We start from the raw sequence: 21168 nt of genomic DNA, 5'->3' as shown, positions 1-21168 counted from the left end.
GCAGACGACAAATAACCGGCCGGTCGTGCGACGTCGCGAGCGGGAGAAACGCCCCGCGTGGAGCCATCGCTACTCTCTTAGACCACCCCCACCGACCCGTAACTATGCTCGTGACGCTCGAGGGACTGGACGGTAGCGGCAAGACGACGGTCTGGGCGGCCCTCCAGGAACGCTACCCCGATGCCGTATTCACCCGCGAACCGACGGACGACTCCTGGTACGGCGAGGCCGTCTACCGCTCGATCGAAGACGACGACGCCGACTCGCTCGCGGAGCTATTCCTCTACACCGCCGATCACGCAGCGCACCTCACGCGGGTGATCGACCCCGCTCTCGAGCGCGGCGACCTCGTAATCTCCGATCGGTACTCCGACTCCCGCTTTGCCTACCAGGGTGCGACGCTGGCAAACAGCGAGCGCGACTACGGCCTCGAGGACCCCCTCGAGTACGTCGTCGACGTCCACGAGCCGTTTTCGATCACGCCCGACCTGACGATCTACCTCGATCTGGACCCCGAAACCGCGGCCGAGCGGGCGGGCGCGACGAACAAGTTCGAACACGCCGACTACCTCGCCGACGTCCAGGCGAACTACGAGCGACTAATTGAGCGCGAGCGCGACCGGTTCGTCCGCGTTGATGCGACGCAGGACCCGGACGCGGTGCTCGAGCGAGTCGAGACCGTCCTCGAACAGGAACTCGAGGAGCGAAACGGAGAGTAGGAATACAGTTGCGACTGCGGCGGAGACGAGTGAGACGAGCCGAGGCGACCGACGCCGGTCTGAAACTGTGTCTGTCAGTACGACGCCGGTCGAACTGGATTCTCCGGTGGCTGTCCCTGTAACACGCGGCGAACGTCGGCTGCGACCGTCTCGTTGAGTTCCGCGTGTGAGTCGGCGGAGTACCAGGCGGCGTGTGGCGTGAGCAGAACGTCGTCGCGATCCAGCAGCGGCGAGTCCGACGGCGACGGGGGCTCCTCGGCCATCACGTCCAGTCCCGCGCCGGCTATCTCGCCGTTCTCGAGGGCCGTCGCGAGGGCGGCTTCGTCGACGATACCCCCGCGACCGACATTGACGACGACCGCGTGATCCGGCAGGGCTGCGAACGCATCGGCGTCGAACAGCCCGCGGGTTTCGTCGGTCAGCGGCGCGTGGATCGTCACCGCGTCCGATCGCGCGAGCAGTTCGTCGAACGAGACCAGTTCGACGCCGTACTCGTCGGCGACGGCCGGGTCTACGTACGGATCGTACGCGAGCACCTCGAGGTCGAAGCCGGCCGCGAGGTCGACGAGTCGGCGGGCGATCGTACCGAACGAGACGACGCCGAGCGTCGAGCCGCGGACCCGCGGATACGGCCGCTCGGGCAGCCAGTTCCACTCGCCGTCCGCCACTTCGCGGTCGTACCGGCCGAGCTGGCGCCGACAGGCCAACAGCAGCGAAAGCGCGTGGGTCGCCACCTCGTCCGTCGAGTATTCTGGCGCGTTGACGACCGTGATACCGGCATCCGCGGCGGCGTCGACCGCGATGTTGTCCACCCCCGTTCCGGCACGAGCGATCACCGACGCCTCTTCAAGCGCGGCGATCGTCTCGGCCGAAACGGGCGTGTTCACGTCGACGACGATAGCGGCTGCAGCCGTCCCGGCGTCGGCTACCGCCCGTTCGTCTCCCGACGGTACCGAGACGAGTTCGTACTCGAGCGACGAGAGCTGGTTGCGAAACGTTTCCGCGTCGATAAACGGTGAATCGGTGACGACGATCGGTTGAGTCATCGGTAGTGAGTCGGTCGTTGCGGCGGTTCCAGCACGATACTGAAATATTACTTCGAAACTGAGTAATATCTTTCCGTCAGTCCCAGGAGACGGAACGGATACTGATGGTTAGAGTCTCTTTCGTACAGCGCGGGTCCGCCGGTCCTCGAGCGATCGCACGAAGCGGCTTTCGTGATGATGTGGATTCCTCGCTCTCTCGAACCACTGTGGGTGAGCCGACGACCGATGTGTACGACTGGAGGGAGGGAAGGGAGGGCGGAGTGTTTTAATCGAAACGTTCTCGCGGGATGCGACGGGTGGGCAATGACGCTGCCCCCGCCGGCGCAGACCGCACCGGAAACGTTCGTCCTTAGTCCATCGCGATGTACGTCTGCGTGTCCTCGACGCCTTCGATACCCTGAATCTGGGTCGCCGCGATCTCCTTGACCGCAGCCGGCGTCTCGACCTGCGCCTTCGCGATGAGGTCGACGTCGCCGGCGACGATATGAGTGGACTCGACCCCTTCGATCGCCAGAATGTCGTCTCGCAGTCGATCCGCCTCGCCCGTGTTCGCTTTGATCATGACGAATGCAGTAACCATCAGTTCGACCCTCCGGAGCCGGAGACCGAATCGGCTCCTTCGTTCGCGTTCGCGATCGCCTCGCGCTCGGACTCCCCGACCAACAGCTGTCGGACCTCACTCAACACGTCGAAATCGGCCAGGACGACCAGCCGATCGCCCGCCTCGAGCGATTCGTCCTCGTCCGGCAGCGCGAGTTCGCCGTCGCGCTTGCCGAAGGCGAGCACGCGCGCGTCGGCGGGCAGCTCGAGTTCGCTGATCGTGTAGCCGTTGACCGGCGCGTCGTCGGTGATCATCAGTTCGACCACCTGTAGGTGCGGCGCGATGTCCGCAATCGCGCGGATCGTCCCGCCCAGCAGGGCGTTTTTTGCGCCGATCGCACCGAGCCGTTCGGGGTAGATCACCTCGTCGACCGCCTCGGCGTACTTGCGGTAGATACCCTCGCGGTAGGCCTCGTCGATCCGCATGATCGTCCGGCAGCCGTAGTGGTTGGCGATCATGCAGGCGGTGAAGTTGACGTTCAGGTCGCCGGTCAGCGCGCCCACGGCGTCGGCATCCGTGACGCCGGCCTCCTCGAGGACGTCCTCGCGGGAGCCGTCGCCCTCGACGACGCGGAAGTCCTCGTTGCGAGCGCGCCGGACCTTCGGCTCGTCGCGTTCGATGAGCGTCACGTCGTGGCCTTCCTCGCGCAAGACCCGCGCCGTGCGCAGTCCGACCCGTCCGGCGCCGATGATCACGAACCGCATGCACCGAGGTACGCGCGCCCGCGTCAATAAGTTTGCCCCGGTGTCTCACACCACACGCTTCGGCCCGGGCTCGAGCGGTACGATGTAGCCCGACTCCCAAGCGCCGGTGACGACCGTACGGCTCGGGGGGACAGCCATCCGCCAGCGCACCCGACGCGACCCGAACGGCGGGCAAAGGCTTTAGTCATGCGATAGAGTACCACACCATCACGATGGTTCACGCGTACATCATGGTGAAGACCGCCGCCGGGAAGTCCGAAGGGTTGCTCTCCCGGATCCGCGACTTCGAGCGCGTCTCGGCCGCCCACATCGTCGCCGGCAACTACGACATCATCGCCGAAGTCGACGCCGAGGAAGTCTACAACATTCTCGAGACCGTCTCCTCGGACATGCAGAGCCTCGACGGGGTGACGGAGACGAAAACGTACATCGCGATGGACTAGAGACGAAATTTTACGCTGCAGTCTGCAGCGGCGACGGCAGCGGTGCTGCCGCACGCCGCCGCGTCCTTCGGTAAAATTTCGATCAAAAGCACTCCTCCTTCCCGTCGCTCACGACGTTCGCTTCGGGTCAGTCGTCGGCCCGCTCGCTCCCGACAGTCGCTCGCGGCCAGTAGCCGGGGTCGGGACCTGCCCTTCCCCGGATCGTACGACACTCGCAGTGCTCGCGTCGTACTCTCGGCCAAGGAATTCGGTTCCTAATCGCTTCGTTTACGTTACATCGGCATGCCGCCGCCGCTGCCGCCTGGTCCGCCGTCTGCCCCTCCTTCCGCCGCCTGCTGGCCGCGGTCCTGCGCGTTCTCGAGCAGCGTCGCCGCCGGGCCGCGGTACTCGTAGCCGGGGATGATCCCCTGCGCGAAGGTGCCTTCGACGAACTCGATGAGCGCCTTGGCGTCCTCGACGCCCTCGCCGGCGTCCCAGGCGAGGTACTCGAGCGTGATGATAACGTCGTCGGACTCGCGCTCGACCACAGGCTCGTCGTGCGTGCTCGTGTGGGCGACGCCGAACACGTCCTGAAGGCGGCGCTCGAGCGTTTCGAACCAGCCGTCTTCGACGACGTCCGCGACGCTCTCGTCGGCGACGGCGGCGTCCAGCGTGGGAAGGGTGACTGTAACGGTGAACTCGCCGTCGCGTTTGCCCTCGGCGGAGTCGGCGGTGACGGTTGCGTCGAAGACCGTCGTCGTGAGGCGGTAGGCGTCCGCCGCGTCCGCATCCTGTTCGAAGGCGTCGTGGGACTCGAGTTCGCGGGCGACGGGATCTGGCAGGTCGGTCATTATCGTCCTCAACGGGCGTCGCGGAAAAGGGCGTTACGTTGTGGACACGATGCAGCCGCGAAATCGGGTCTCGAGGCGTGGCTCTCGAAATTCGGCTGATCGTTTTCGATCGTTTCACGCGGAAGCCGTCGATTACCCCCGGAAATGGGGTCCATTACTACAACGGATATCGACGTTTTCAGTCGGCATGACTCTCGATAGACACGCCGCGGAACGACGCCGGTTCGCTCGTCTCCTCGGGGTCGACGGCGAAGTCGGTTCCGGCCTGCCGATCGGCGACGCGGATCGCGGTGCCGAGGAGCGGCCTGAACGCGACCGCGCTCGCGACGACCGGTCCCAGACCGGCGCCGACGCCGAGACCGATTCGGAGTCGGTATCGATCCCCTCGAGCGACACCGAAGAGCCGACCTGAGCTGGCTCGGTCTACTGCCGACCGCGTTCCGCCGTCACGGGTGCCCGCAAGCCGACACTGGTCACTTCAGCCGTCGCGGTCGTCGAGGAAGGTGTTGACCGCCGTCGCGACTTCTTCGAAGTCCTTCATCGTGAGCCCGTCCGTCGTGACGAACACGCCGTTCCTGTCGCTGGTCACCCGAACCAAAAAGCCGTTATCGAACACCCGGATCGTGTAGTTATAATCGCCGAGTTCCGACCCCTCGTAGGCCGTCTGCGCGGTCTTGAACCCCCGCCACTCGTGGCCGATAAACGTCGAGAGGTCCGCGTCCCGTTCTAAGTCCTCGCGGAGGTACACCTGCTCGTAGTCGTCTCGGGTGAAGTAGGTCACCGAGCGGAGGCTGTCCCCGATAGCCGTCCGACACGTGGTGACGATTCGATCCGCCGCCGCCGGCGTCAGCAAGCCCGTAGCCATACGGGGGGTCACAACGGCCCGCGTCTTAACGACGGGGGCCGCCCGTAGTGCGCTGCGAACGGCACACGATCGACCGCACCTACGTCTGCGAAATCGCCTGGTCGAGGTCGGCGATCACGTCGTCGACGTCCTCGATACCGACCGAGAGGCGCACGAGGTCGTCGGTGACGCCGCTGGCCAGTTTCTCCTCCTCGGTGAGTTGCTGGTGCGTCGTGCTCGCGGGGTGGATGATCAGCGTCTTCGCGTCGCCGACGTTCGCCAGCAGGCTCGCGAGGTCGACCTCGTTGCAGACGGTTTCGGCGGCGTCGTACCCTCCCTCGAGGCCGAAGGTAATCATCCCGCCGTAGCCGCCCTCGAGGTATTTCTGTGCGTTCTCGTGCGTCTCGTGGCTCTCCAGTCCGGGATAGTTTACCCACTCGACGTCGGGGTGGTCCTCGAGGTACTCCGCGACGGCCATCGCGTTCTCGCAGTGTTTCTCCATCCGCAGCGGCAGCGACTCGAGTTTCTGCAGGGTGACCCAGGCGTCGAACGGCGACTGCTGGTTGCCCAGGTCGCGCAGGCCGCGGGTACGGGCGACGACCGAGAACGCCATGTCGCCGAACGTCTCGTAGAAGTTGACGCCGTGGTAGGCCGGATTCGGTTCCGTGATCTCGGGGTAGTCGCCCTCCGGCCAGGGGAACGAACCGCCGTCGACCAAGATACCGCCGACCGTCGAGCCGGCGCCGTGGAGCCACTTCGTCGTCGAGTTCCAGACCAGGTCCGCGCCGTGCTCGAGCGGCTGGCACAGGTACGGTGTCGCGAAGGTGTTGTCGACGAACAGCGGCACGTCGTGGTCGTGGGCGATGTCCGCGATCCGCTCGATGTCGGGCGTCACCAGCGCGGGGTTGCCGATCGTCTCGAGGTGGACGAAGGCGGTGTCGTCGTCGATGGCCTCCTCGTAGGCCTCGTAGTCGAGGGTGTCGACGAATTTCGTCTCGACACCGCGTTTCGCAACGGTGTGGGTGAGGTAGGTGTAGGTCCCGCCGTACAGCGACGATGAGGAGACGATGTTGTCACCGACGTCCGCGAGGATGAACGTCGCCAGATCGAAGGCGGCCATCCCCGAGGACGTCGCGAGCGCCCCGACGCCGCCCTCGAGCGTCGCGATGCGTTCCTCTAACATCGCGTTCGTCGGATTCATGATCCGCGAGTAGATGTTCCCCGTCTCCTCGAGGCCGAACAGCGCGGCGGCGTGCTCGGTGTCCTCGAACTCGTAGGAGGTCGTCTGGTACAACGGCGGCGCTCGAGCGCCGGTCGTCGGATCCGGCTCCTGACCGGCGTGGACGCTGTCGGTAGCGAACTCGTGATCGTCGGTATCGTCTCCCATATCACCGTCCGTTTCGCTCCAGTAGTGTAAACATACCTGCCGATCACGTTCGGCGCCGAAGTGTCCGATTACCGGTCGAAATCCGGGCGTACCGGGTCCTCGAGTCGATATACGACCTAAAAATCGCTGGGAGGACGGGACTGGGAACGAGACCCGTCTCAGGTTCGACGCGCGATCAGTGCGGCCGCGAGCACGGCGACCGCTGCGATCGCGAGGCCGCCCGTGAAGCCGGGCACCGATTCCGCGATGGAGGCGGGACTCGAACCGCCGTCGTCGCTGGAATCATCGTCGACGTCTGCGTTGCCGCTCGACGCCGGTTCCGTCCCCGCGGACTGAGCGTTCGACTCGCCCGAGTCGGCCGCCGAATCTGAATCGCCGACGGTCACCGTCCCCGCCTCGAGCGACGGATCGACGGGATCGCCGCCGTCGGCGTCGACCTGCATATCCGTAACGCGCAGCTCCGTCGCGCCGTCGGCGACGCCCTCGAGTTCGAGCGTCGCCAGCGTCACGTCGGACGCGCCGGCCGCGATCTCGTCGTTGAGATCGACCGCCTCGACGGTGACCGTCCGGCCGTCCGCGCTCACGATCGGATCGGTCGTCATCCCGTAGTGGCTGGGGTACGAGGCGCCCGCGACGGTTGCGACGTCGGACTCGAGTTCGAGCGTGATCTCGAACCCGGCGAGCCCGTCAGGGGCGTCGGTCAGCGCGATTCGTTGGGCCGCGGTTCCGTCGGGATCGACCGTCGCATCGTCGACGACGAGCGTCGGCTCGCTCGCCGCGCTCGCGGTGACGGTCGGCGTGGGTGCGGCGTCGGCACCTGATTCGGCACCGGTCACGGCGCCCGCGGTGAACGGGACTGCGGCCGCAGCAGTGAGTGCGGCGACGATCGCGAGCGTAGCGAGTGTCACGGACCGCTGAGAGCGTGTACTCATGTGTAGCCGGTGTGCGGTGGACGGGCGCTCACAGTTCCTCGTACAGTTCGACGACGTCGTCGTAGTCGATGCGACCGTTCTCGTTGAAGTCGTAGGCCGCGTCGTTCAGCTGGACGGCGTCGTCCTCGAGGTGCTCGAACAGGACGACGATGTCGTCGTAGTCGAAGCGACCGTTGCCGTTGAGGTCCTCGAACTTGCCGTCGCCGTCGGGGTCGGTCGGCGTGCCGAGATCCGAATCGCCGCCGCCGATCGACGGCGGGCCGGTGACGACGACGCCGGGGCGGGACTGCGGTTCGACGGGCATCCCCTCGTCGTCGTCCAGCGCGTGGACGTCGACCGTGATGTCGGTCGTCCCCGTCCCGGCGGCCTCGAGTTCGAGGGTCGCCAGCGTGACGTCGACGGCGTCGCTCTCGATCTCGTTCTCGAGGTCGGCGAAGCGGAACTCGACGGTCGAGCCGCCGTTCTCGACGGTCGGCTCGGCGGTCAGCTCGAGCGCGTCGTGGTAGCTGGCCTCCGTGATCCGGGCCACGTCGCTGTGTTCGACGGTGACGGTGACCCGGCCGCCGGCGATCCCGTCCGGAATCGACTCGAGGGTCAGTTCGACCTCGCCGGTCGCGTCGTGGCTCACCGCGAGCGAGTCGACTTGGACCCGCGCCGGGGGCTCGTACACCCACAGCGTGTCGTTGTTGTACGACCGGCCGAAGTTGCCCTTGTCTTCACAGAGGATCACGCGGCGGTCATCGAGCACCATCAGGTTGTCGACGTTGATGAGCGAGGCGTTCAGCAGCTCCTGCGAATCGCCCTCGTTCGGGCCGACGACGACCGGCTCGAGGGTCGACACGTTGTAGTCGCGCTCGAGTTCGGCGCGGTAGACGACGCCGGTGGCGACCGTGTCGTACTGGAGGTCGCCCTCTCGGTCGGTCATGTTGCCGCCCAGCGAGGAGATGCCGAAGTAGACGTAGTCGCCGGGCTCGGCCTCGTCGTGGGCGTCGATCCCTTCGGCCTTGTTGAACTCGATGGTGGCGCCGATCTCCTTGGCGGCCGCGCGGGTCTCGAGGAAGGGGACGCGGCGCAGTTCTTCGTCGACGCCGTCGGGGCCGTTCTCTTCGTACTGGGTGGCCCACTCGACGATCTCCTCGTCGGTGATGTAGTCCTGGTTGCCGTCGATCGCGACCGCCTCGTCGGCCTCGCGCAGCGCCGTCTCGAGGTCTTCCTCCCAGTCGGTCTCGGCGTGGGTCTCGAGGTAGTCGACCTGCGTGACGTCGTCGTACTCGGCGATCCAGGACTCGACCTCGGCGTTGCTGGCGGTGCCGAGCTCGAGCCATTCGACCTCGAGATCGGTCTTCGCGACCGGCCCCTCCTCGACTTCGGTCGCCTTGATCGCGTACAGCGTGCCGCGGACGTCCATCCGGTCGTCGTACTCCGGAATCGGCTTCTCGGCGACGAACTTGTAGACGCCCTTGGCGCCGCCGTCGGAGGCCAGATAGACGGTCCGCTCGTCGGGCATGACTTCGGGACACTCCCAGGCGGCCCGCCCGAAGACGTGGTGTTTGACCGGCGTCGGCACGTCGGCGGTCGGCTCCGTGATCTCGACGATCTTCCCGTAGCGGTAGCGGTTCGGGAACTGCTCGTCGTCGATCGGGTCGGGGGTGTTCTCGATCGCGACGCCCTCCTCGTCGAAGCCGGCCTGATCGGCGGGGTCGACGCCGATGTGGTAGGCCAGCTTCTCGAGATTCCGGTTGTTGTGCAGGCCCATCGGGTACCAGCTGTCCTCGCCGAAGATCTCCTCGAGCGATCCCTCGAGGTCGAGGATGTTCGGGCGGTTCCAGAACTCGCTGCTCCCGCGGAGCCCGACGCCGCTGCCCTGTTCGACGATGTCGCCGACCGTCGCGAGCCCGCCGACGCGGGGGTGGCCGTACTCCTCCTCGGCCGACAGCGGCGTCCCCCACGGGCTCAGGTCGCCGTAACAGTTGACTCGCGTCCCGCCGATCTCGCGGAACGCCTCGGTGTTCTCGAGCTCCATCGCGTTCTCGAGGTCGGCCTGCAGGGAGCCGCTCTCGTCGCGGTAGAGCGGCGTCCGGGAGATCGCACCCGGTCGCGTCTCGTTGTTGGTAAAGAGGTAGCCCTCGATCTCCCCGTCGTCGCTCGGGACGAAGAAGTTCATGTCGGCCTGATCGCCGAAGCCTTCGAAGGACGGCTCGGTGATCTCGGCGAGATCGCGGCCGTCCGGGGTCTGCGGGTGGCCGAACCGCTCCTCGCCGCCGTTGATCTCGTCGCCGGTCTGGACGAGCAGTCGGTACTCGCCGACGGCCGACTGCACGCGACGCTCCTCCGCTTCGGTTCGGGGCGCCGGGAGTTCGTCGAACTCGTCGCTGCGTCCGTTAAACGTGAACTGGAAGTCGTCGATGACGCCGACGCCGCCCTGATTGAACGGCTCGGGGTTGTCGTCGGCCGGGTGCTGGAGGCTGTAGACGAGTTCGCCCGTGTCGAAGACGAACGGGCCGGTGACCTCCGCGCCGAACGCGGTCGTCGAGAGCCGCTTGATGTCTCCCTTGACGTAGGGTGCGAGCGGCGTGTCGTGTTCGTCGGGTCCGTCCGTCGCCGTCGCCGTGCCGACGACGCCGGTGCCGATCGCCGCCGCGACTGACGATGCCATCAGCTTCCGCCTCGTAAAGTCGACCATGCAGGTGGAGAATTCCTGAATTAACAAAAGACGGTTTATAATATATGTCTGTACTGGTAGATAGTATCGCGAGAAAGAAATAGTAGAATAAATAGTTTATGGCCATACGGATAGCTATTTACGGATATACAACCGGTGGAAACTGCACCCTGTAACGGGGAGGGTGGATCAACGGCTACGACCCGTCAATGCTGGCTTCGAACTCTACCTACGTTGAACCGGTCCGATCGGTGACGGTCGCCGCTCTCGAGCGGCTGACGCAGGCTGCAGAACGACGTCGAGAGCGGACTGCGCTCGAGAAGGGGAACCGCTTGAGGAGCGTCGACCGCGCTACCGCGCTACTCGAGTTCCTGCGCCTTCGCCTCGTCGCGGAGTTGGTCGGCCCGCTCCCGGATCCGCGAGCAGTAGCGGTCGATCTCGCTCGGCGTCGTGCCGAAAAAGGAGGCCACCCAGTTGACGTCGGCCCAGGGCCGGGTGAGCAGGTAGACCGCGAGCGTGTCCCTGCCGCCCTGAATGACTTCCGGCGGCACGCCGCGGTCGCCGGTTCCCTCCTCGACGAAGCCGTTGACGACGAAGTAGACGTCGGCGTACCGGCGGGCGTCCTCGAGGGAATCGAACGCGATCTCGGCGTGTTCGGGCGCTTCGAACTGGTACCGTTCGTCGGGGCCGTCGGTTTCGACGATGCGAACGCCGAGGACGTACTCCTCGACGACCGAGCCGTCGGCGTCGGTCTCGGAACCGGTTGCGGAGTGACTCATCTGTCGTGAATCACTCCGACATCCGCCGATCGGCCGCTTGAAGGTTGATATGTTCCGTACGTTTCGCTCCCGAGAAACCGGTAGCTCTATCGATCTCGGTCCGCCGTCACTCGAGCAGCGGTTCGCCGGTCATCTCCGGCGGCTGGTCGACGCCGATGAGTCCGAGCAGCGTGGGAGCGATGTCGGCGAGCGTGCCGCCTTTGCGGATCGTTCGGCCGCCGTCGGAACCGTCGGGGGCCAGATAGACGAGCGGCACGTCGTTGTACGTGTGCGCCGTGTGGGGATCCTCTTCGGTCCCCATATCGTCAGCGTTGCCGTGATCGGCCGTGATGAGAACGTGAGAACCGTACGCCTCGAGCGTTTCGACGAGTCGTCCCAGTTGTTCGTCGACGGCTTCGACGGCCTCGATGGCGGCCTCGTAGTCGCCGGTGTGACCGACCATGTCGGGGTTGGCGTAGTTGAGCACGAGCACGTCCGGATCGTCGGATTCGATGACGTCGATCGCGGTATCCGTGACCTCGGGTGCGCTCATCTCGGGCTGCTGGTCGTAGGTCGGCACGTCCGGACTTTCGACAATTTGGCGGATTTCGCCGTCGAACTCGACCTCGCGGCCGCCGTTCAGGAAGTACGTGACGTGGGCGTACTTCTCGGATTCGGCGATCCGCAGTTGCGTCTTGTCCGCGTCGGCCAGCACCTCGCCCAGCACCTGCTCGGGCTGGTTCGGCGGGTACGCCACGGGGAGGTCGAACGTCTTGTCGTACTGGGTCATCATCACGACTTCCGCGTCCGGCGGACTGGTATCGAACTCGTCGGCCCAGTCCTCGGGGCGGATATCCGCGAGCATCCGCGTGAGTTGCCGAGCGCGGTCGGAGCGGAAGTTGAACCAGACGACCGAGTCACCGTCCTCGAGGGCTGGACCATCCTCAACGAGCGTCGGCTCCACGAACTCGTCGGTCACGTCCCGCTCGTAGGACTGTTCGACGGCGGCAACGGCCGATTCCGCCGAGTGCTCTGCCTCCCGCTCGACGATCGCGTCGTAGGCCCGCTTCGTCCGCTCCCAGTTCTGGTCGCGGTCCATCGCGTAGTAGCGGCCCGAGACCGTCGCGACGTGGCCCGTCCCGTGCTCGTCGACGACGTCCTCGAGCGTCGAGAGGTACTCGCGACCGCCCGTCGGTGAAGTGTCGCGGCCGTCCGTAATAGCGTGGGTAACCGCCTCGACGTCGCGGTCGCCGGCCAGTTCGATCAGCGCGTGGAGGTGCTCGTGATCGGAGTGGACCCCGCCGTCGCTGACCAGTCCGACGAAGTGGATCTTGCCGTCGTTTGCGAGGGCGTTGTCGAACGCCGTGTTGATCGCGTCGTTCTCCCGGAAGGAGCCGTCGGCGATCGAGTCCGAGATGCGGGTGTACTCCTGGTAGACCACCCGGCCGGCGCCGATATTGAGGTGGCCGACCTCGCTGTTGCCCATCTGGCCGTCCGGCAGGCCGACGCGCCGGCCTGCGACCTCCAGAGAGCCGTACGCGCCGGACTCGGCCAGCCGGTCGAACGTCGGCGTGTCGGCCGCAGCGACCGCGTTCCTGGTCGACTCGTCGTCATCACCGAGTCCCCAGCCGTCGAGGACGATCAGTGCAGCGTCCATGTGCGACGGGTCTCCCGCCCGGCGTAACTAGCTGTCGTTGTCGGCGAACCGAAAACGGAACGTCTCCGATCACTCGTTCTGGATGAACGGCCCGGAACAGTCGTACTCGATTTTCTTGTACTCGGCAATATCCGGCTCGTCGTCGTACGGGCCTGCGTTGTCGGTCAACCCGTAGACCGTCACGTTCTCGAGATCGGTCTCGTGGCTGCGGTTCCACCGCTCGCAGAGGTAGTTCGCGAAGTACGAGCGGTGGTTCTCGTTGTCGGCGTAGCGCATGTTCGAGACGTACTTGCGCTCGCGGGCGGTGTCGTAGAGCGTGTCTGCACTCGGCGGCCGATCCCAGTCGACCTCGCCGCCGCTGAACGCGTCGACCTGCGAGCCGTCCTCGAGGTCGGCCGGCGCGACGAGCCATCTGGTCGTCGAGGTCGGGTCCGGCGCGAACATCCGCCAGCTCTGGTCGGCGTTGACCGTCTCGAGCACCTCGTCGCCGGGATCCGGTACCTCGGCGTAGTCGACCGCCTCGGCGTTCGAGAGGACGACGAGCACCAGAAGGAACCAGGGAACGACCGTCGAGAACAGGACGCGACCGCGACTCGCTGCGGTTCCGATCGCCGTTCGCGTCGCCGCCGGCAGGTCAGTCGCTGCTGGAACCGCCGGCGTATCCGGCAGCGGGATCCGCGGCACAGTCCGCTGCAGACGGTCCAGTCCCCGCCGAAGCGGTGCCGCGATGCCGATTCGCGTCGCGAGCGCGGTCGCGGTATCCCAGACGATCGGCGGGTAGAACAGTAGGAGGGCGCCGACGGAGATCAGCGGGAAGAGCCCGATCTGCAGCGTCGTGGCCATCCCGAGGTGCATCCCTATCACGACCGACGCGAAGGCAGCACGCCAGACGCCGGTGAGCAAGAGTAAGAGCGGCGAAAGCAGAATGACGGCCATCCAGGCGTAGGTGAACAGTTCCAGCAGCGCATGCTGGGTTGCGAGGACGTCGCCGAGCAGAATCGTGAGGTGGTCGGCCTGAAAGATGTGGACGACCGCGTCGCCGCCCATCCACTTGTCGCTTCGCGTCTTGTGGACGGCGTTGGTCAGGTACATCAACTGGACCTGCAGCAGAATCGCCATCGTCGGCACGCTCACGATTCCGGGCACCGAAACCCCCGATTCGTCGCCGTCCTCTGGTTGGTCGGCGGCTCCGTCTTCCCCGTCCCGGACCCGCTCGAGTCGCCGCGCGTCGATCGACCACTGCTGACCCAGCGGCAGGAATACCCCCCAGAACAGCAGCATTCGTAGCAGGGTATCGCCCGAGTTGAGGACCATCGGATTCCGGGCGTGCAGCGACAGCAGGAGCAGCCACGAGACGATCGTCGCGAGCCGCGTCCGGTAGCCGAGCAGGAGCGCGAGGGCGAACGCGCCCGCGATTGCGAACAGCGTCGCCTGCACCCACGCCGCCCCGGAGATCGCGTGCAGGGAGTACACCGGCGAGTAATCCGAAAACAGCGCTCGCAGCGGGAGTACGCCCGCGTCCGTGTAGAAGGTCCCGAGGTTTCGCGCCCGGAGCGCCAGATCGAGGATGAGCAGCGCGCCGATCGCGATCCGGAACGTGGCGAGCGCACGCGGGTCGATCGCGACGCGGCGCTGGATCGCGATCGAGAGTCGATCCAGTACGGCCGACAGCGTGGATCGCGCAACGGAGGAAGGACGGGAGCGGACCATTACTAGAGTCGTCTGTGGCGACTCTCGTGTAGACCGGCATAAGTTTGTTGAACGCTGAAAGAATCGTTTCACGCTGCGCCGGCGACCGAAACCGCTCACCTTCGGCGGTGAACGACGACCCGCGTTGTGACCGGAACCCTGAATTGCCGCCGCTCCCAACGGTCGATACCCGATGAGCGCCGACGTCCCAGACGAAGCCCCCATCGTCCTCTTCGACGGCGTCTGCAACCTCTGTAACGGCTTCGTCCAGTTTCTCGTCCCGCGGGACACCGACGAGCAGTTCTACTTCGCCTCGCTGCAGTCCGACGTCGCGACCGAACTGCTCGCCGAGCACGACCTCCCGACGGACGACCTCGAGTCGATCGTCCTGATCGAAGGCGACGACTGCTACGTGAAATCGGCCGCGGTCCTCCGCATCGCGCAGTTGCTCGGCGGCGTGTACGCCCTGCTCGGCCCGTTCCGGTACCTGCCGCGTCCGATCCGCGATCTGGCGTACGATCTGGTCGCCGCCAACCGCTATCGCCTGTTCGGCAAGAAAGAGCAGTGTATGATGCCGACCGGCGACGTTCGCTCCCGCTTTCTCGAGTAGCTGCCTTCCCGTTTCGCGGTCACTGACTCCCGATACCAGCATCTCGAGGAGTCAACGGGCCGGACGGTCCCGACCACTGGCTTTTTGCCAGTGGGGCGGGAGCCACCTCTCATGACGCTCGATCCGGTCCACTTCGACGGCATCGCGCGGCTGGCGGGGCGGATCGACCACGGCGCCGACGCCGACGACCGCCGCGCGTTCGCCGAGACGGTCTGGGAGGAGTTCCTCGATCCGCTCGTCTCTCGAGAAGGCCGGCGGATCGTCGAACCGGTCGACGAGCGGGCCCGCCGGCTCGTCGACTGCGAGGACGTCGCGCTGCGGGACCGGGAGTTCCCCACCGAGCACGGCCTCGACGCGGGGACGATCAACCCGACGACGTTCAAGAACGGGCTCGTCATCGACATCGCGCAGGCGGCCATGAGCGCGACGCCCTCCGATCTGGACCTCCACCGCGCGCGGACGGTCGTCGCGACGGTCCACTCCAATGACGAGACGATGACCGTCGACGAAACGTGGGGGAAGTTCGACGAGGGCTACAGCCGATCCCGCGCGGTGAAGATTCCGCCGCTGCCGCGGTTCGCCGAGGGCGTCGTCCACGCGCTGGCGCTCTACCTCGCCGAGAGCACCCACGCCCGCGACCACGCCGACGAGGTCGAGGACCTGCTCGTCCTCGACGGCCCCCTCTACCCGCGCGGCCTGCTCCGCTGGGCCGACCAACACCCCGACCTCGCCGACTTCCTGCTCGAGGATCCGCGGCCGACGACGGTGCTCGAGAACTACGTCCGGCTGGTCGAGGAGTTCGTCGACCGCGGTGTCCCGCTGATCGGCTTCGTCAAGAACCCCGCAACCCGCGTGATCACGCGGACGCTGAAGGGGAAACACGACGCCGACTTGAGCGTCCCGTGGGCCGACGACTCGGCGCTCTTCACCCGGCTGCTCGAGCGCGGCGAGTACGTCGACGACGTCGAGGGCGAGCGCTGGGAGCGCGACACCTCGGCGCTGACCTACACCAACTGGTTCCGCTCGCGCGGCGGCGTCGATCAGGCGCTCTCGGCGGACGGCGACGCGCTCGGCGTCGAGCGCCACCGCTCGCTCGAGGACTACGAGGTGACCTTCTTCGTCGTCTACGACCCCCGGGACGACCTGATTTATCGCGTCGAGGCGCCCTACGCCTTCACGCGGGATCCGGAGACCCGCGAGGCGCTGACGATGCAGGTGCTGCAGGACGTCGCGGTCGCGCACGGCCCGCCGACCATCGTCGAGAAAGCCGACGAACTCGCGCGGATCAGCCGCTCGGAAAAGCGGTCGCTCCGCGAGTCCTTCGAGACGGCCTTCGACACGAGTCAGGACCGGACCTACGACGACCACCGGTGGAACGGGGATGGAGACGGAGACGCGGCCGCGGGCTACTGACGCGGACGACGATATCCGGTCCGGTACTGTGACGACTATTACCAAATGCTACTGAATTGTAAACGTATTAGTTACTCTTCTGACGGACTCTCCCCATGGCTCGAGAGTCAGCGAGTCGGACTCGAAACGGGACGAACGACGACGTCGACCGGAGTCGCCGCCGCTTCCTCGGCGCGGCCGCGGGTGCGTCGGCGGCCGCGCTGCTCCCCGCCACGGACCGAACGCGTGCGGCGAGCACGACCGACGGAACCGTCACGCTCGTCCACGACACACACTTTCACGGTCGCTTCCGCGACGCCTCGGCGGACGAACTGAGCCTCGCCCGTTACTACTCGGTCGTCGAGGAGCTGCTCGCCGACGCCGACAACGGACTGTTCGTCGGCAACGGCGACGACTTCGCGCCGTCGATGCTCGGTCTCGAGTACGAGGGTGAACACATGGTCGAGGCACTGAACCACACGGACCTCGCCGTCGACGGCGTCGGCAACCACGAGTTCGACTTCGGCGCCGACGTCGCGACGACCCGCTTCGAGGAGAGCGAGTTCCCGTGGGTCGTCGCGAACCTGCTCGACGACGCGGGCGACCCCGTTCCGGGGACGGAGCGGTGGACCACGCTCGAGGCGGGCGGCCTGACGGTCGGCGTCTTCGGGCTCGTCTCCGAGAACTTCCACTCGCTGACCGACTACCCCGCGGAGTGGCAGGTGCTCGGCTACGTCGAGGCCTCCCAGGAGGCGGTCGAGTCGCTCCGCGAGGACGGCGCGGACGTCGTCGTCTGCGCCTCGCACGTCTCGACGGGCGTCCACGAGACCCTCGCCCGGGAGGTCGACGGGCTCGACGCGATCGTCGGCTCCCACTCCGGCGTCGTCTTCGACGAACCCGACATCGTCGACGGGACGGTCATCAGCGAGTTTGGCGACGAGTTCGACCACGTCGGCGCGATCACGCTCGACGCCGAGGGCGGACTGGTCGACTGGCGGCGGACCGACCTCCTGCTACCCGACTCGGATCCCGATCCCGAAGTCGAGGAGTACGACCAGATCAACGTCCGCTACACCGACGAGATCGAACCCGACGAGGGCCTCGCCGATCTGGCCGACGAGTGGCTCGCCGACCTCGAGGAGCGACTCGGCCAACCGGCCTTCGAGAGCGAGGTCGAACTCGACGCGACGTTCAACAACTACGCGATCGAGACCAACTGGGGCAACCTCATGACCGACGCGATGCGGAATGTGGGCGAGATCGGCGACATAGAGGTCGACATCGCCGCCAACAACGCCGGCGGCATCCGCAGCGACTCGACCTACGGCCCCGGCGAGATCACCGGCGCGGACGTGATGGACATCCTCCCGTTCCCCAACGAGATCCTCGTCGTCGAAGCGACCGGCCAGCAGGTGATCGACTACCTCGAGGAGGCGCTCCGACCCCACCCGGCGCCGGACTTCGGCGCGCAGCCGGCGATCCAGGTGTCGGGCCTCTCCTACGAGTGGACCGGCCACGGGGACGACGCGGGCGTCGAGAACGTCTTCGTCGGCGGCGAACCGATCGACCCCGAGGCGACCTACACGTTCGCGCACAACGACTACTCGATCGGCAACTCAGAGGTGCTCTCCGAAGCCGAGGTCGTCCTCGAATCCGGCCAGTTCCAGGGGCCGTTCGTCCTCGAGCAACTCGAGCAGCGCGACACCGTCGCACCCGAGCGGGAGAACCGCATGATTCGCGTCGACGAGACCGTCGACGCGGCCTCGGTCGCCCGCGACGGCGACGAGATCACGCTCACCGCCCCCGTTCCGGAGGGCGCCGCCGAGGTCGGGACCGACCCTGCCGACTATCGGGCCGTGATTCGCACGGGCGACGACCTCGAGCCGACGGCCGTGAACGCCGAGGGAGACACTATCGACGTGATCTTCGACGCGGCGTCCCTAACTGCTCTCGTCGAAGGGGTCGACGACCCCGCGCTGCGGCTGTTCGGCGGCTACGACCCGGATCAGGACGACTGGGCGTACGACTACGAGGTGCCGAACTCGAGCGGCTACGATCGGTTCCGGTTCAAGGCGCCCGTCGACGCGGCCGCGGTGCTCGAGGGGGCGCAGACGGACGAGTCCGGTGACGAGAGCGACAACGACTCGAGCAGTGATGACGATGATAGCGGCGAGTCCTCCAGCGACGGTACCGAGGACGCGGACGGCGATAGCGTCCCCGGCTTCGGACCGCTCGCCGCGGTTACCGGCGGCAGTGCCGGCGCGTACCTCTACGCTCGCGGACGCAGCAGTGACTCCGACGGTCGGGGCAAACAATCGAAGTCGCCAACCGACGAGTAATCGCCTCGCCGCGAGACGGCGCCGATTTCGACCCTCGACCCACGAATCCAGGTTACCATGAGTCCCCCAGCACGAACCCAGCGAGATCGCGACAGCTCGAGCGACGGCGGTCTGCCCGCCGCGCATCCCGACTCGAGAGCTATCGTCGCCGGTCGTGCGGTGGCCCTCGCGCTCCTCCTCGTCGCGGCGACCGCGCTCGCCGTCCCGGCGCTCGTCAGCGCCGGTGATCGAAGCGCCGTCATCAGACCCTCGCCGTCGACCGTCGAAGCCGATCCGGGCGAGACGTTCTCCGTCGAGATCGAACTCCAGAGCGACGGCGGCCACGGCGGCGTCGGGGTCGGGACCGTCGATTTCGTCGCACGGTACCATCCCGACTACCTCGAGATCACCGACCTCGAGCGGGGGCCGTGGCTCGAGCAGGGCGAGGAGACCACCGTCCGCGCCGAGCGAACGCTCGCGCACGCCGACGGGACGGCCGTCCTCGAGCAGCGACGCGATCCGCCCGCCGGCGGCGCGACCGGGAACGCGATGCTCGCGACGATGACGGTTCGCGTCGCCGACGACGCGCCGCCGGCGACGACGACGATCAACGTCAGCGAAACCGGCGTCGAACCCGCCCGCGGGTGGCCGCTGGCCCTGTACGCGCAGGATGTCACCGTCGAAATCGACGGCGGCGGCGAGTCGGTTCCGGCCTCGGACTTCGACCATCCGGACCCCGATCCCGACGCGCTCGAGACTACAGCAGATGATGGGGCGAGCACCGGTGATGCGAACCACGACGACGCAGACTCGAGCGAGAATTCGAACTCGAGCGATACCCACAGCGGCTCGGAAAACGGAGCGACCGACGAGCCCGTCGGCGCTGGCGACGAGATACCGGGCTTTACCGCCATCATCGCCGGATTGACCCTCGGTTTCTGCCTCGTCAGGACGCTGCGGCACAGTTGAAACGACGGGAGGAACGCTTCTGTCTCCGGCGACGAAACGAATCGGTAGCGGGCTAGTCAGCGATTACTCGGTCGGCCGTTCCGCCTTCTCGACCTCGAGGTCGACGTCGGCCGGGTCGACCCCGATTCGGGCGAACTGGGTTCGGATGTGCTCCTTGGCGTTCTCGAGGGCCTGCTCGCGGGTGTCGAACCCTCGGGGCATCGGGGACTCGAAGGCGACGTTGACCTCCCGGTCGTCGACGCGCTGGGTCGAGCCGCCGGTATCGACCTCGTAGAACTCGTCGCAGACCCAGACGTACGCGGCGTCCTGATCGGGAGCGCCGCGGAACGACGGCGCTCGCTCACCGCGTTCGTACAGCGTTCCGGTGAGTTCGGTGCCGCCGGCGCGACCGCGGACCATGATCATACCGCTGTTACGGGGCGCAGACGCAAAAAGACCGTCCTCGTTGGCGAGCGCGGTGAAACGCGCCGTACGACCGCGACCGTGCTCCCCGCTCGCCCGCGCCACGAGTCGGAGTAATCCGCTGCTACGCGCCGCGGACGATCGATCGGCCGACTTCCGGAACTATCCGTAATTAGATACTATTTGGATAATCGTACAGTCGGATAATGCTGAAGAAACCGTCTATCGCGGTATTTCTCGTGCCTGGGTCGGTTACGAGCGACTTACGGAAGTAATATCACATTCTGTACCCAAATCGTTTTGGAAACGGGCTTATCCCCCTTGCTATGCTTGCATAGTGTAATGAGTTCGGACGCTCACCTCGGCGACACCAGCGAGCGGGACCCGCTCTACGACGTCCCACCGGAACAGTACGAGGCCTGCAGCCATCCGCGGCGGGTGTACCTGCTGGAAATCCTGACCAGCGGTACGGACGGCGAGAGCGGTGCCGACCGCTACTCGCTGTTCGATCTCACGACCGAACTGATCCAGCGAGAGGACCTCGACGTTCCGAACGGCCAGGCTCGCCACGAGGTTCGGCTCAGCCTCCTTCACAACCACCTCCCGCGGCTGGCCGACTGCGGCCTGATCGAGTGGGACGCCGAGACGGGCGTCGAACTCGTCACCGAACCGCAGCTTTGCCCGGCGGCGCTCGCATCGCTGCTCGAGGAGACTGCCGACGGTGACGCCGACGCCGACAGCGATGAGACCGATACCCCCGCTGACGACGAACTGCTCCAGCGGGTCGTCGATCCGACCCGCCTTCGCGTAGCCCGACTCGTCCACGAGAGCGACGGCTCGCTGTCGCTGGACCGACTCGCCACCGCGCTCGCGGCCCGCGACTCGATCGCGCCCGCGGAGACGGAAACCGCGAAGATCGAACTCCACCACGCCCACCTGCCCGCCCTCGATGCGGTCGACGTCCTCGAGTACGACCCCGACGCCGGGCTGGTCGATGCTACCCCGAAGACCGACGCCGTCTCGCTGATCCCGTAATCGCTGCCGCGCCGAGGAAGCAACCACCGAGACCGAGACCGAGACCGAGCCGAGCAGAGCGCTTCCGATCCCGATCCGTCGCCGACCCCTTTTCGCGTCCGAACGCTTTGCACCGAGGGACTAAGCCGCTCGTCAACGAATGGACTGTCGAATGCAGTCGATTCGGCGCC

20 protein-coding genes are annotated in these 21168 nt (G+C 66.5%); 8 read left to right on the top strand and 12 right to left on the bottom strand.

Going from position 1 to position 21168, the window contains the following annotated elements; translation table 11 throughout:
* The first annotated feature begins 104 nt into the window (after positions 1-104).
* On the top strand, positions 105-719 hold the full coding sequence (tmk, locus tag ATJ93_RS21590) for a dTMP kinase (protein WP_120246743.1): 615 nt from the start codon (positions 105-107) through the stop codon (positions 717-719).
* A gap of 74 nt (positions 720-793) precedes the next feature.
* Here the strand turns inward: tmk and ATJ93_RS21585 are convergent, their stop codons facing one another.
* The 3 genes from ATJ93_RS21585 to ATJ93_RS21575 all read right to left on the bottom strand — a co-directional run bounded on the left by ATJ93_RS21585 (position 794) and on the right by ATJ93_RS21575 (position 3070).
* Positions 794-1765, bottom strand: a complete 972-nt coding sequence (locus tag ATJ93_RS21585; RefSeq protein ID WP_120246742.1) for a C-terminal binding protein — start codon at positions 1763-1765, stop codon at positions 794-796.
* A 349-nt stretch (positions 1766-2114) separates the two neighbouring features.
* Positions 2115-2345, bottom strand: a complete 231-nt coding sequence (locus tag ATJ93_RS21580) for an Lrp/AsnC family transcriptional regulator (protein WP_120246741.1) — start codon at positions 2343-2345, stop codon at positions 2115-2117.
* Positions 2345-3070, bottom strand: coding sequence for a potassium channel family protein (locus ATJ93_RS21575; protein WP_120246740.1), 726 nt, complete (start codon positions 3068-3070; stop codon positions 2345-2347). The genes ATJ93_RS21580 and ATJ93_RS21575 overlap by 1 nt, the downstream gene beginning before the upstream one ends.
* A 212-nt stretch (positions 3071-3282) precedes the next feature.
* On the opposite strand from ATJ93_RS21575, the gene ATJ93_RS21570 reads away from it, so the two are divergent.
* Positions 3283-3513: an Lrp/AsnC ligand binding domain-containing protein gene (locus ATJ93_RS21570; RefSeq protein WP_120246739.1), complete on the top strand. Its 231-nt coding sequence runs from the start codon at positions 3283-3285 to the stop codon at positions 3511-3513.
* Positions 3514-3785: 272 nt separating this feature from the next.
* Here ATJ93_RS21570 and ATJ93_RS21565 read toward each other — a convergent pair whose 3' ends face one another.
* Positions 3786-4343 carry a DUF5813 family protein gene (locus ATJ93_RS21565; RefSeq protein WP_120246738.1) on the bottom strand — a complete coding sequence of 186 codons (558 nt, stop codon included), beginning with the start codon at positions 4341-4343 and terminating at the stop codon, positions 3786-3788.
* 187 nt (positions 4344-4530) lie between these two features.
* Here ATJ93_RS21565 and ATJ93_RS21560 point away from each other — a divergent pair, with 187 nt between their 5' ends.
* Complete coding sequence (locus ATJ93_RS21560) at positions 4531-4755, top strand: hypothetical protein (RefSeq protein WP_120246737.1); 225 nt, start codon at positions 4531-4533, stop codon at positions 4753-4755.
* A gap of 66 nt (positions 4756-4821) precedes the next feature.
* Here ATJ93_RS21560 and ATJ93_RS21555 read toward each other — a convergent pair whose 3' ends face one another.
* The 7 genes from ATJ93_RS21555 to ATJ93_RS21525 form a co-directional block, all read right to left on the bottom strand.
* Complete coding sequence (locus ATJ93_RS21555; RefSeq protein WP_120246736.1) at positions 4822-5208, bottom strand: DUF7522 family protein; 387 nt, start codon at positions 5206-5208, stop codon at positions 4822-4824.
* 79 nt (positions 5209-5287) lie between these two features.
* Positions 5288-6574 carry an O-acetylhomoserine aminocarboxypropyltransferase/cysteine synthase family protein gene (locus ATJ93_RS21550; protein ID WP_120246735.1) on the bottom strand — a complete coding sequence of 429 codons (1287 nt, stop codon included), beginning with the start codon at positions 6572-6574 and terminating at the stop codon, positions 5288-5290.
* A 158-nt stretch (positions 6575-6732) separates the two neighbouring features.
* A complete protein-coding gene (locus ATJ93_RS21545) occupies positions 6733-7482 on the bottom strand; it encodes a hypothetical protein (RefSeq protein ID WP_245977781.1) in 750 nt (249 codons plus the stop codon).
* Positions 7483-7534: 52 nt separating this feature from the next.
* The gene (locus ATJ93_RS21540; protein WP_120246733.1) at positions 7535-10189 is read right to left on the bottom strand and encodes an alkaline phosphatase PhoX; all 2655 of its coding nucleotides are present in this window, start codon (positions 10187-10189) and stop codon (positions 7535-7537) included.
* A 338-nt stretch (positions 10190-10527) separates the two neighbouring features.
* Positions 10528-10947 (bottom strand): hypothetical protein, encoded by a 420-nt coding sequence (locus ATJ93_RS21535; protein ID WP_120246732.1) that lies wholly within the window; start codon positions 10945-10947, stop codon positions 10528-10530.
* A 106-nt stretch (positions 10948-11053) separates the two neighbouring features.
* On the bottom strand, positions 11054-12583 hold the full coding sequence (gene gpmI, locus ATJ93_RS21530; protein WP_120246731.1) for a 2,3-bisphosphoglycerate-independent phosphoglycerate mutase: 1530 nt from the start codon (positions 12581-12583) through the stop codon (positions 11054-11056).
* Positions 12584-12652: 69 nt separating this feature from the next.
* On the bottom strand, positions 12653-14293 hold the full coding sequence (locus ATJ93_RS21525; RefSeq protein WP_120246730.1) for an HTTM domain-containing protein: 1641 nt from the start codon (positions 14291-14293) through the stop codon (positions 12653-12655).
* 172 nt (positions 14294-14465) lie between these two features.
* On the opposite strand from ATJ93_RS21525, the gene ATJ93_RS21520 reads away from it, so the two are divergent.
* The 4 genes from ATJ93_RS21520 (at position 14466) to ATJ93_RS21505 (ending at position 19561) form a co-directional block, all read left to right on the top strand.
* Positions 14466-14882: a thiol-disulfide oxidoreductase DCC family protein gene (locus tag ATJ93_RS21520; RefSeq protein WP_120246729.1), complete on the top strand. Its 417-nt coding sequence runs from the start codon at positions 14466-14468 to the stop codon at positions 14880-14882.
* A 111-nt stretch (positions 14883-14993) separates the two neighbouring features.
* Entirely contained in the window at positions 14994-16295 is a 1302-nt protein-coding gene (locus ATJ93_RS21515; protein WP_120246728.1) for a DNA double-strand break repair nuclease NurA, read from the top strand.
* Positions 16296-16390: 95 nt separating this feature from the next.
* Positions 16391-18613: a bifunctional metallophosphatase/5'-nucleotidase gene (locus ATJ93_RS21510; protein WP_120246727.1), complete on the top strand. Its 2223-nt coding sequence runs from the start codon at positions 16391-16393 to the stop codon at positions 18611-18613.
* Positions 18614-18670: 57 nt separating this feature from the next.
* Positions 18671-19561 carry a cohesin domain-containing protein gene (locus tag ATJ93_RS21505; RefSeq protein ID WP_120246726.1) on the top strand — a complete coding sequence of 297 codons (891 nt, stop codon included), beginning with the start codon at positions 18671-18673 and terminating at the stop codon, positions 19559-19561.
* A gap of 63 nt (positions 19562-19624) precedes the next feature.
* Here the strand turns inward: ATJ93_RS21505 and ATJ93_RS21500 are convergent, their stop codons facing one another.
* Complete coding sequence (locus ATJ93_RS21500) at positions 19625-19966, bottom strand: DUF7113 family protein (RefSeq protein WP_120246725.1); 342 nt, start codon at positions 19964-19966, stop codon at positions 19625-19627.
* A 339-nt stretch (positions 19967-20305) separates the two neighbouring features.
* Between ATJ93_RS21500 and ATJ93_RS21495 the strand changes: the two genes are divergently transcribed.
* Positions 20306-20998 carry a DUF7344 domain-containing protein gene (locus ATJ93_RS21495; protein ID WP_120246724.1) on the top strand — a complete coding sequence of 231 codons (693 nt, stop codon included), beginning with the start codon at positions 20306-20308 and terminating at the stop codon, positions 20996-20998.
* The last annotated feature ends 170 nt before the right edge of the window (positions 20999-21168 follow it).

It is taken from the genome of Halopiger aswanensis, from assembly GCF_003610195.1.
GTDB lineage: Archaea > Halobacteriota > Halobacteria > Halobacteriales > Natrialbaceae > Halopiger > Halopiger aswanensis.
This window is presented reverse-complemented; position numbering and strand designations above follow the sequence as displayed.